10 protein-coding genes and 1 tRNA gene are annotated in these 11,303 nt (G+C 34.0%); 9 read left to right on the forward strand and 2 right to left on the reverse strand.

Going from position 1 to position 11,303, the window contains the following annotated elements:
* The first annotated feature begins 750 nt into the window (after nt 1–750).
* On the forward strand, nt 751–2,202 hold the full coding sequence (locus C8E03_RS21350) for a flagellin N-terminal helical domain-containing protein (protein ID WP_094377727.1): 1,452 nt from the start codon (nt 751–753) through the stop codon (nt 2,200–2,202).
* Nucleotides 2,203–2,281: 79 nt separating this feature from the next.
* On the opposite strand, the gene C8E03_RS21355 is transcribed toward C8E03_RS21350, so the two are convergent.
* Nucleotides 2,282–2,365: transfer RNA gene (locus C8E03_RS21355), tRNA-Ser, on the reverse strand.
* Nucleotides 2,366–2,592: 227 nt separating this feature from the next.
* Here C8E03_RS21355 and C8E03_RS21360 point away from each other — a divergent pair.
* Genes C8E03_RS21360 through C8E03_RS21380 form a run of 5 tightly spaced genes read left to right on the forward strand, consistent with a single transcriptional unit; the run spans nt 2,593 to nt 6,777 of the window.
* Nucleotides 2,593–3,666 carry a 6-phosphofructokinase gene (locus tag C8E03_RS21360; protein ID WP_094377726.1) on the forward strand — a complete coding sequence of 358 codons (1,074 nt, stop codon included), beginning with the start codon at nt 2,593–2,595 and terminating at the stop codon, nt 3,664–3,666.
* 26 nt (nt 3,667–3,692) lie between these two features.
* Entirely contained in the window at nt 3,693–5,261 is a 1,569-nt protein-coding gene (gene dnaX, locus C8E03_RS21365) for a DNA polymerase III subunit gamma/tau (RefSeq protein ID WP_094377730.1), read from the forward strand.
* Between the two features lie 12 nt (nt 5,262–5,273).
* On the forward strand, nt 5,274–5,627 hold the full coding sequence (locus C8E03_RS21370) for a YbaB/EbfC family nucleoid-associated protein (protein ID WP_094377725.1): 354 nt from the start codon (nt 5,274–5,276) through the stop codon (nt 5,625–5,627).
* Nucleotides 5,627–6,223 carry a recombination mediator RecR gene (recR, locus tag C8E03_RS21375; RefSeq protein ID WP_094377724.1) on the forward strand — a complete coding sequence of 199 codons (597 nt, stop codon included), beginning with the start codon at nt 5,627–5,629 and terminating at the stop codon, nt 6,221–6,223. The genes C8E03_RS21370 and recR overlap by 1 nt, the downstream gene beginning before the upstream one ends.
* 14 nt (nt 6,224–6,237) lie before the next feature.
* Nucleotides 6,238–6,777, forward strand: a complete 540-nt coding sequence (locus tag C8E03_RS21380) for an HD domain-containing protein (RefSeq protein WP_242993677.1) — start codon at nt 6,238–6,240, stop codon at nt 6,775–6,777.
* Here the strand turns inward: C8E03_RS21380 and yyaC are convergent.
* Entirely contained in the window at nt 6,714–7,343 is a 630-nt protein-coding gene (yyaC, locus tag C8E03_RS21385) for a spore protease YyaC (protein WP_242993679.1), read from the reverse strand. The two genes, C8E03_RS21380 and yyaC, sit on opposite strands and share 64 nt — an antisense overlap.
* Nucleotides 7,344–7,614: 271 nt before the next feature.
* Here yyaC and C8E03_RS21390 point away from each other — a divergent pair, with 271 nt between their 5' ends.
* From C8E03_RS21390 to C8E03_RS21400, 3 genes are all read left to right on the forward strand, one after another.
* Complete coding sequence (locus C8E03_RS21390) at nt 7,615–8,913, forward strand: LysM peptidoglycan-binding domain-containing protein (protein WP_094377723.1); 1,299 nt, start codon at nt 7,615–7,617, stop codon at nt 8,911–8,913.
* A gap of 130 nt (nt 8,914–9,043) precedes the next feature.
* A complete protein-coding gene (locus C8E03_RS21395) occupies nt 9,044–10,240 on the forward strand; it encodes a DUF5711 family protein (RefSeq protein WP_094377722.1) in 1,197 nt (398 codons plus the stop codon).
* 125 nt (nt 10,241–10,365) lie between these two features.
* Nucleotides 10,366–11,016, forward strand: a complete 651-nt coding sequence (locus tag C8E03_RS21400; RefSeq protein WP_094377721.1) for a CvpA family protein — start codon at nt 10,366–10,368, stop codon at nt 11,014–11,016.
* The last annotated feature ends 287 nt before the right edge of the window (nt 11,017–11,303 follow it).

Raw genomic sequence — 11,303 nt, forward strand, 5'->3', positions numbered from 1 at the left:
AAATTAGTAGACAAGGGTTTGCAACAAATGATTGCATGACGTAAAGCTGTAGAAAGAAGAATGTCGGAAAGCCGTATGAGGGAAAACCTCACGTATGGTTTGATGAGGGGAAAGAGGTCTTGCGACCTCCGACCTACTCTACAAGACCTTGTTGTTAATGTATTAAAGTTTTGATTTCTATGAAATAAAAACACAATAACACGAATGCAAGTGGAAAATGTCACTGCGTAACAGCATTCGGCGCGGCAAAGAGGCCAAGTCCCTCAAGAGTGAGGGGTTAGGGAGCTGATGCGGACTTGTTCGCTTTGTTATATACTAGAAAATTTTGAAAAATTTCCTAGTATATAAACTTTCCAGAGGGTCTTAGAGACATAGATAAGTAGTGTGTTACGTTGTAAACCGTTTAACAACTGTCTAATTATAGAAAATAATAAATCATGTATATTTCCCATATAATATTGCTGTGATTTTTTTAACTGACTAATTTAAAATAAAACATATTATAGCTTGAAAATATAAAAGCTTTCACGTATACTAAAATTGTTACAAATTTTGGAATAATAGTTAAGTTTTAGAAGTATAATGCCGAAAAATATTATAGGAAAAATGTACTATATAAATAGAATGTAAATATCTGCTGAATTTATGGGATATTTTTGATTAGTGTAAAAGACTCGTCAGGCTAATATATTAGGTAGTTTGATGTGATAGGTATTAACTATATAAAAAATATACAGGGAGGTATATGAAATGGTTATACAGCATAACTTGCTTGCGATTAACGCTAATAGACAGTATAACATCTCAGTTAACAAAAAGTGTAAAAGCTCAGAAAAGTTAGCTTCTGGATATAGTATTAATCGTTCTGCAGACGACACCGCAGGATTACAAATATCTGAAAAATTAAGAAGTCAGATAAGAGGGTTGGATCAGGCAGAAGATAATGCTTCAGATGGTATTTCCTTAATTCAAATAGCAGACGGAGCGTTAGGAGAATTAGAGAGTGTTGTTCACCGAATTCGTGAGCTTGCTGTACAAGCAGCAAATGATACAAATCAGGAAATGGATCGGGATGCTATTCAAGGAGAAGTTGATACACTAATTGATCAGTTTGATACAATTGCTTATAATACCGAATTTAACAAAATTACTTTATTAACGGGTGATTTTGCTGCAGAAGATGATAACGCTACCACAGTATCAGATTCAGAGATTATAACAGGTTTACTGGCAGGTACCTATAAGAGTGACTATGCTACTAAAAGTTATGTTATTAATGGAAATACGTATACAGCAGATCAACTTAATTCTGCTATGGTGTCATTGTCAAATGTAGCAATAGCAATACAGATAGGCTCTTATGCATCAAGCTATGGAAGTTATGATTCCCAAATAGTTAATCTTGCAAAAAAAAGTGTTGATAACGCATTAGAATTGGCAAGCCAGTCTACCGCATCTAACAGTTCTTTTACAGGATATTTGCAAAGCGCTGCTTCTAAACTTAATAATAGCGACAAATTCGGAGCACAATCAGACCTTGCTGTGGCAAGTGCGACAATATCAGACACAACATTAAAGAGTGCAGCAGATACAGCGTTAGCTGCCACTCAGGCTACGACGGCCAGTGCGGCAGACATAGGAACGGCTGTTGCTAATACTTTAAATGATGCAACTACTCTTTCCAATACATTAGCATCCGGTTTAATTTCTACCACGTTTTCGTCCACTAGTACATTGACAGATGTGGCAACAGCATACAAAGAAATTATGGCTGCAATGGCTGCTGCTGATGTAACAGCAGGAGTTACGCCTGGAATACACTTGCAAGTTGGCGCAAACCAAGGACAAAGTATGGTGGTAAATATAGCAAATGCAACAGCATCAGGTATGAGACTAATTGGGGCGAAAGTAGGTTCTTATGCAGAGGCCAATCAGACTATTACTGTATGTGATTACGCAATTGAAAGACTTTCGAGAAATCGATCTTCTTTGGGAGCTTATCAAAACCGTTTAGAATTCACGGCATCAAATAACCTGAATCAATCAGAAAATTTACAGGCTTCGGAGAGTCGAATTAGAGATGTAGACATGGCAGACGAAATGGTAAACTATGCAAAGAATAATATATTAGTGCAGGCTGGTCAATCTATGATGGCACAAGCAAACAGTACAACGAAAGGTATAGTAGATCTTTTACAATAGTATTATACATAAATGTTCTCAGAAAAATAATAGGGTACGATTCTAGGAATCGTACCCTATTATTTTTTCATCCTGATAGCGGAGAGCATGGGATTCGAACCCACGGTGCTTATAGCACACTGCTTTTCGAGAGCAGCACCTTAAACCACTCGGACAACTCTCCATAGTTTAAATGTAAAACATACTGCACTATTATAATACGATTTCTTTATGAAAGTCAATAGAATAAGTTGTTGTGATAATAATAAAAATATTATATAATTGAAACATCGTAATATATGACCATAGGAATTAACATGCATATTTGCTTTAAATTGAAAAATATGATTAAAAAGGGCTCACTCGTAATTACCATTTCGGGTATATAATGACGCATGAATGGAGGTAAATATGTTAAGAATAGGAATGCTAACCAGCGGCGGTGACTGTCAGGCGTTAAATGCGGCAATGAGAGGCGTTGTAAAAGGAATAACAAATAATATTCAAGAAGTAGAAATATACGGTTTTTCAGAAGGTTATAAGGGTTTGATATATGAAAACTACAGAATGCTTACTTCCGGTGACTTTTCGGGTATATTAACAAGAGGAGGAACAATTCTTGGAACATCCAGGCAACCCTTTAAATTAATGAAGATACTAGATGAAAATGGTCTTAATAAAGTAGAAGCGATGAAAGCAACTTATAGCAAATTAAATTTGGACTGCCTAGTTATTTTAGGTGGAAATGGAACACATAAAACAGCTAATCTTTTAAAGGACGAAGGACTAAACATCGTTACATTACCAAAAACGATAGATAACGATATTTGGGGAACTGATATGACGTTTGGCTTTCAAAGTGCGGTAGATATTGCTACCAATGCGATAGATTGTATTCATACAACGGCTGCTTCTCATGGAAGAGTGTTCATTGTGGAAGTGATGGGGCATAAGGTGGGATGGCTTACACTGCATGCTGGTATTGCAGGAGGAGCAGATATTATTTTAATACCTGAGATACCATATGATATTGATCGGATAATCGAAGCAATTGAGAAAAGAAAGAAAGCGGGAAAAGGTTTTACCATTCTCGCAGTGGCAGAAGGTGCCATATCCAAAGAGAACTCCCAATTATCCAAAAAAGAATTAAAAGAAAAATTAAAGAACAGTCCTTATCCATCTGTGTCTTATGAAATAGCAGCACAGATTCAGAAAAAAACAGGACAGGAAATTCGAATTACCGTTCCGGGACATATGCAAAGAGGAGGGAGTCCCTGTCCTTATGACAGAGTACTTTCAACCAGACTTGGAACGGCGGCAGCACAACTTATTTTAGATAAAGATTTTGGCAATATGGTTTCAATTGTTAACGGCGATATCAGTAAAGTACCGCTAGACCAAGTTGCCGGAAAGCTTAAGATGGTTATACCAGAATCTAGTATTATAAAAGTGGCAAAGCTTGGAGGCACTAGCTTTGGAGACTGAAAAACTCTGGTATGAAAGGAGTTAATATGTCTTATACAGCATTATACCGTAAATTTAGACCGTTAGAATTCGAAAATGTAAAAGGACAGGATCACATCGTAACAACCTTGAAAAATCAGATCAAATATGAAAGAATAGGACATGCATATTTGTTTTGTGGTACAAGAGGAACCGGTAAAACTACGGTAGCTAAGATATTTGCAAAGGCAGTGAATTGTGAACATCCGATTGATGCGAGTCCATGCAATGAATGCAAAACCTGCAAAGCAATTAATGCAGGATCATCCCTGAATGTTATTGAGATAGATGCAGCATCTAACAATGGTGTTGATAATATAAGGGAAATTAGAGATGAAGTGGCATACTCACCTACGGAAGGAAAATATAAAGTATATATTATTGATGAAGTTCATATGCTTTCCATAGGAGCATTTAATGCACTTCTTAAGACCTTAGAGGAACCACCGTCCTATGTTATATTTATTTTGGCAACAACAGAGGCACATAAAATACCTATTACTATTCTATCAAGATGTCAAAGATATGATTTCAAAAGAATAACAAATGAGACTATTTATAAGCGTTTAAAAGAATTAAGTGATAAAGAGAATGTTGAAGTTGAAGAGAAAGCGCTTCGATATATAGCTAAAATGGGAGATGGCTCACTTCGTGATGCATTAAGTTTACTTGATCAATGCATAGCATTTTATCTGGGGCAAAAACTTACCTATGAGAATGCGCTAGAAGTATTAGGCGCAGTTGATACAATTGTTTTTAGTAAGATGCTAAGAAGTATTGTTGATAAAGATATCATAACCATTATTACTCAGTTGGATGAGCTAATAATGCAGGGAAGAGAATTATCACAGTTTGTATCAGAATTTACATGGTATTTAAGGAACTTGATGTTAGTCAAAACTTCTGATAATATAGAAGAGGTTTTAGATGTATCGAGTGAAAGCTTAGAGAGATTAAAGGAAGAGTCAAATATGCTTGACCTTGATGTAATAATGCGTTACATTAGAGTGTTCTCAGAATTATCAAATCAGGTCAAATATTCAACACAAAAAAGAGTTATAATTGAAATAGCATTAATAAAATTGTGTAAGCCTGCAATGGAATTAAATTTAGATTCTATTTTAGACAGAATAAGCACAATAGAAAAGCAGTTGGAAAATGGTGTGCAGTTAAGTTCGGCGGTGTCTATACAGAAAGAATCGACCGTGGAAACGCAGATTGATATGACAAAGTGTAACCTAGACTTACCAAAAGCAATTTCGGAAGATATTCAAGATGTGGTAAGACATTGGAAAAGCATAATTGACAGAGCATCGGGATTGATAAAGCCATATTTAAAAGCAGCCAAGCTTAGCATTGGAAATGATAATAAGCTTCTTATTGTTTTTCATGATGCTATGGCAGATGGTATTGTCAATACCCCAGAACGCAAACAGGAGTTGGAAGCTTGCATATCCAATCAGATTGGAAAAGCAGTACAGGTAGAAATGAAAATGCTAGAGACTGGAGTTTCGTTTGAGAATTCCTATGTTGATATACAAAAATTAATAAATATGGATATTGTTATTGAAGATTAAGGAGGATTTATAATGGCAAAACGTGGAGGTTTTTCAGGAGGAATGCCTGGAAACATGAACAATTTAATGAAGCAGGCTCAAAAGATGCAAAAGCAGATGGAGGAGTCAACAAAAGCTCTTGAAGAAAAAGAAATTACTGCAACAGCAGGTGGTGGAGCGGTTGAGATTACGATGACAGGAAAGAAAGAGATTAAAAAAGTAAAATTATCAGAGGAAGTGGTTGATCCAGATGATATAGAAATGCTTGAGGACTTAATTATGGCCGCAACCAATGAAGCAATCAGACAGGTAGAGGAATTATCATCACAATCAATGGCTAAGATAACAGGAGGATTAGGTGGCCTTTCAGGAGGATTTCCATTCTAATGGATCTTTATAGCAGACAGATAAGTAAATTAATTGAAGAATTATCAGGTTTACCGGGCATTGGGAGCAAATCTGCTCAAAGACTGGCATTTCATATACTTAATATGCCACTTGAAAGAGTAGAAGGATTATCAGGTGCAATTATTGAAGCAAAAAAAAATGTAAGGTATTGCAGCCAGTGCTTTACCCTTACGGACTCTGAATTATGTCCGATATGCAGCAATTCCAAAAGAGATAAAAAGACAATTATGGTGTTGGAAAACACAAGAGATTTGGCGGCATATGAAAAAACAGGTAAATATGAAGGGGTTTATCATGTTCTTCATGGGGCTATTTCACCCATGCTTGGAATAGGTCCAAATGATATTAAGTTAAAGGAACTAATGCAAAGACTGCAAAAAGATGTGAATGAAGTTATTATTGCAACCAATTCCAGCTTAGAGGGGGAAACAACTGCTATGTATATTAGCAAATTAATAAAGCCGACCGGAATTAAGGTAAGTAGAATTGCAAGCGGAGTTCCGGTCGGAGGAGATTTAGAATATATAGATGAAGTTACCTTGCTTAGAGCCTTGGAGGGTCGAATAGAAATATAGGGGTGTAAGATACTGTGAAGAGAAAAAAAGAAAAATCTCAAATAAAGAAAAAAAATAATTTGCATTATGAATTTTATGAAGTTGTTCAGGATTTAATTGAACACCCAATTGTTCTTGAAATGAAAAAGTATCCACATCATTGTACAACAAGCTGTTATCAGCATTGTCTTAATGTGGCTTATTACAATTATAAGATTTGCAGAGCATTTGGATTGGATGCAAAGGCAGCAGCCAGAGCAGGAATTGTTCATGATCTGTTTTTATATGATTGGCGAACTCATGCTAAATTGACCAAAGAGCATTTTCATGCCATGACGCATCCAAGAGTAGCACTAAGAAATGCGAAGAAGTATTTTGATCTAAATGAACTAGAGCAGGAAATTATTTTAAAGCATATGTGGCCACTTACCGTGATACCACCAAAGAGCTGGGAGGCTTTTATCATTGGTATGACAGACAAATATTGTGGTTTTTTTGAAATAGCAGATTATTATTCAGAGCATTTTACACCTAACTGGTTACATTTTCCATTTGGAAGAATACACGTAAAATAATCATTTCTTTCTGCAAGGCGAATGCCAAGAGAGATACAATCAGCTAAAGTCATTACCGTATCCAATCTAGTAGTCTGCAATACGAGATTGTCAAGAACACCAGATACATTTACAATTCCAGTTATAAATATATCGCCAACAGGAACTAAGGTCTTCTTTACTCCAGAACCAGGAGTGAGGGGGCCTTTTCCTAATGTGATATAGCCCAGGTGATTTGAGGTACCTAAGGATGCATCAATTGCAATAATAAAAGGATTTGAATATCTTTTATAAATCTCCTTTGTGGTTTCGGTTAAATTCAGGGCATGCACGGGATTTTCCAATGTACCATACACTGTTAAGTTGTGAAGTCGACTTTTTGATAATTTGTAACCCACCAGTGGTCCAAGGCTGTCGCCGGTTACTCGATCAGTGCCAATACAAAGTACAACTACAGTTTCGTAAACAAGGTTGTGCTCAAGCAATAATTTAGATAAGCACTCTGCAAGGCGAAAGCTTGCAAGCTTATCCTTTGCGTCAAAATAACAAATAGAATTTTCTATAATAAAAAGCCCTCCCTTATTCAAATGTCATATAGGATAATTTTAGACTTATATTACGAAATATATTCCAAGGTATTAAAAAAATTTAATGACAAAATAATTACTTATACAAATTTCTGCGAAAAACTATAAAGAAAAGAAACGTAATAAGTCACTTTCTTAAATAAAATTAATGAGAGTGTCGTAATTTTGTTAAATTCATATGACACATATTGATAAATTTGACGCATACCGCATGATAAAATCAACCTAAGAAATGAATTGATAGTATTCGTTGACATGGAGGGGTGTAGACGTGATTGAAATAATTTATAGCAAAGAAAATGAAAAAAACGAAGAGTATTTGCGAGTACCAAAGAATATAAGACAGATTGGCATTCCGGATGAAACAAGGAAAATTTACGTTGAGGATTATGCAATAACATTTATTAATCAATTGGCTTCAAAAGGAACAAAAGAACCAAAAGCAGCTGTTTTAGTTGGATATACGACTTATAATAATTCATGCGAATATATTTTTATAAGTGGAGTAGTAGAGGCGGAAGAAGTAAAAATCAGGAAAAATAACATTGAGTTTTTAGAAAAGACATGGACATGCATTTATAATAAAATTAAAAAATATTTTCCTAATCAGGATATTGTCGGGTGGTTTTTATCAGAACTAGCTTTTAATGGTGAATCGAGTGATCATATCATTAAAGCTCATATAGATAATTTTGCTGGAAGTGATAAAGTTTTTATGAAGATAGATCCAATTGAAAATGAAGAAATATTCTATGTATTTCAAAACGGCCATTTTATAAGGCAAATGGGCTATTACATATATTATGAAAAGAACGAAGAAATGCAGGAATATATGGTTCAAAGCAAGGAAAATATCAAGGAAGAACAGCCGCTGGAACAAGTAGAAGATCATGCCGCAAAAAGTTTTCGATCTATCATACAGGAGAGAAAAGATGAAAAACATGAAAAAAAAATAGCAACCTTTATGTATACAACAAGCAGCTTTTTCATTATGATAGTTATTGCGATTGGTATCACTATGATGAATAATTACGATAAAATAAAAAGTATGGAACAAACACTTAATTCAATTTCAAGAGCTGTAAATCAGGAGGATGAAAAAATAGCAACTGATTGGTTTGCAAAAAATCAGAATCAAGAGGATGATAATACAAAAGAGATAGCGTCAGACGAGTCTGCACAGGAAAATGATGACACAAATGCCAGTGCTCAAGCAGCAGAGGCTATGAATCAAACAGCGATTCCGGTAGAAAATGTAAACGGAGATGTGCAAAAGCAGGAAACTTCCGAACAAAATACAGCGGGAACTGTAACAGAAATCAACTCTTCTGAAGAAGAAATGCAAAAAACATTAGAGGAGAGCAATCAAGAGGAAGCCGCTCAAGAAAGTGCCTCGCCTAAAGAAGAAGCAACAGAGCCAAAGTATTATACAGTTCAAAAGGGTGATACATTAGCTAAAATAAGCATGAATTTATATAATACAAAGGATAAGGTGAAAGAAATATGCGAATTAAATAACATAGAAAATGACAATAAGATACAAGCAGGACAATCATTGCTTTTGCCTTAACTATTATGTTATATAACCTTTTTGAAATTAAGTTATACTATTCAAATGCTATAAAATAGGATATAATCGATTAAGAATAAAGAAATATATTATAACATTTGTATGTGTTAATAGATAAGGGTGATAATAAATGCCAGATATTAGAGATTATACAAAGAATAAAAAAAATCAAAATGATGTTTCGTTTATGAAAAAACTATTTGTACATAAAATAGCTGTTTTTTATAAAATTATCATCATTGTCATCTTATTGATAGCAATAGGAGCCGGTACATATATTTATTTCGAGAATAAGGTATATACGAAATATAATGTACTAACTTCTGCAGAACGTATTGATACATCAACTACAATTTATAGAAAATACAGTGATGGTATTTTAAAATGTAGTAATGACGGAGCTGCATATACAGATTATTCCAACAATGTTTTATGGAATCAGACCTTTGAAATGCAAAACCCTATTATTGATATATGTCAGGATTATGTTGCAATTGCAGATAAAGAAGGCAATAAAATATTTATTTTTAATAAAAAAGGTCTGCTGTCAGAAATAGATGTGAACCAGCCGATTGAACAATTACAGGTAGCAAGTCAGGGTGTGGTATATACTGTCTTAGATGAGGGTAATAATTCATTGATATATGTATATGATAAAGAAGGAAATAATTTAGCTAAAAGTAAGCAACCAATGGCTAAAAGCGGTTATCCAGTAGATATTTCAGTTTCAGATGATGGTGAAAAGCTTGCCGTATCCTATTTATATGTGGACAGCGGTGTTATGAAAACAAATATCGCGTTTTATAATTTTGGTTCAGTAGGACAAAATGAAAATGATCGTCTAGTAAGTGTATACATTTATGAGAGCTGTGTATTTCCCTATATTAAGTTTGTGAACGAAACGACTGCTGTAGCTTTTGGGGACAGTAAAATAGGTATATATAAAGGGAAACAAAAGCCGGAAATGTCAGCAGAAATAGACATTGCTGATGAAATAAAAGGGGTATATTACTCAGACACATATTTTGGTTTAGTATTTGAAAATACAGATGCGGGTGACAAATATCGTTTAGAGTTATATGATTTGGAGGGGAATAAAATATTAACGTTAAAATTTAATCAGGATTATAAAGATATTGTTATAGAGGATAATCAATTTCTTATAATCAGTGAAATGGAGTTTAGCGTTTACAATATGTCTGGATTACAAAAATTTCACTATACTGCTCAAAATGCATTACTAAATGTTATACCAGAAGAATCTAAAAATAAATTTGTAGTAATAGATTCAAATAATACTGAAGAAATTAATTTGAAACTGAATTAGAAAAATTGAGTCAGTTTTAAAAGCCTAGAAACAGATATAGTAATGAATGAATCATATCAACATAAAAAGAATATAAAAATACATATGCTGTCGTCTGACGGAGGATAGATAAAACAGGAGGTAATATGAACTGGCTATTATTAGTGGTTTCGGTTTTTCTGATTATATGTGCATTGAATGGCTATCGATTAGGATTTGTTAAGAAATTGTTTACAACGGTTTCATTTATCATAACAATAATTGCAGCATCAGCTTTGGCACCTCATGTTAGCGAATTCTTAATCAATAACACTTCTGTTTATAATAGTATTAAGGAAGGTTCGCTAGAAGTACTGGGAAATGCGTATACCAATCAGGATGAAAATACAGTGGAGGATATTAAAGTTCCCACTATTTTAAAAAAGATATTGACAACTCAAAATAGCGACCAAGAGAGCATTACAAGCGGTATCAGTGACTATTTAGCCACTCAATTTGCCAATGCCATTATAAATGCAATTTCCTTTGCTATGGCTTTTATTGTGATTACTTTCATTCTAAGGACGACCGTATTTACGTTAGATATCATTGCAAATCTTCCCATTATTAAAGGAATTAATCAGTATGCCGGTCTCATTTTAGGAGCCGGAGAGGGAATAATCATAGTTTGGGTATTCTTTCTAATTATAACAATTATGGGTAATACGGAATTGGGTACAGCTCTTAATCAATATATAGAAGATAGCAAATTTTTAAGTTTTATATATAATAACAATTACTTTTTTAAACTTTTTTAAAAAATTTTAATAAACCAGTTGACATATTTTAGTATAAATGGTAACATGTAAATCCACCTCGAAATAGCCGAGGAGATTCTTCAAAGAATGACATTTTAACTCTTTGAAAAAAATCAAAAAAAAGTAAAAAAGTGTTGACAAGCGATTGCGATTATGATATCCTATAAAAGTTGCAGGTCACACAGCAACAACAAGAACCTTGATAATTAAACAGTAATTACAACCTTGAAAATTCAACGGTTTTCGAAGAAAACCAAAAGAGATTTCAGAACAAAAAGTATCAGAAA

This window comes from Lachnotalea glycerini (genome assembly GCF_003201285.1).
Lineage (GTDB): Bacteria > Bacillota > Clostridia > Lachnospirales > Lachnospiraceae > Lachnotalea > Lachnotalea glycerini.

Excerpts from the sequence above, each read along its gene's own strand:
- C8E03_RS21395 (WP_094377722.1), top strand. The coding sequence starts at position 9,044 with ATGCCAGATATTAGAGATTATACAAAGAATAAAAAAAATCAAAATGAT.
- C8E03_RS21400 (WP_094377721.1), top strand. The coding sequence starts at position 10,366 with ATGAACTGGCTATTATTAGTGGTTTCGGTTTTTCTGATTATATGTGCA.
- recR (WP_094377724.1), top strand. The coding sequence starts at position 5,627 with ATGGATCTTTATAGCAGACAGATAAGTAAATTAATTGAAGAATTATCA.
- C8E03_RS21370 (WP_094377725.1), top strand. The coding sequence starts at position 5,274 with ATGGCAAAACGTGGAGGTTTTTCAGGAGGAATGCCTGGAAACATGAAC.
- C8E03_RS21350 (WP_094377727.1), top strand. The coding sequence starts at position 751 with ATGGTTATACAGCATAACTTGCTTGCGATTAACGCTAATAGACAGTAT.
- C8E03_RS21360 (WP_094377726.1), top strand. The coding sequence starts at position 2,593 with ATGTTAAGAATAGGAATGCTAACCAGCGGCGGTGACTGTCAGGCGTTA.
- dnaX (WP_094377730.1), top strand. The coding sequence starts at position 3,693 with ATGTCTTATACAGCATTATACCGTAAATTTAGACCGTTAGAATTCGAA.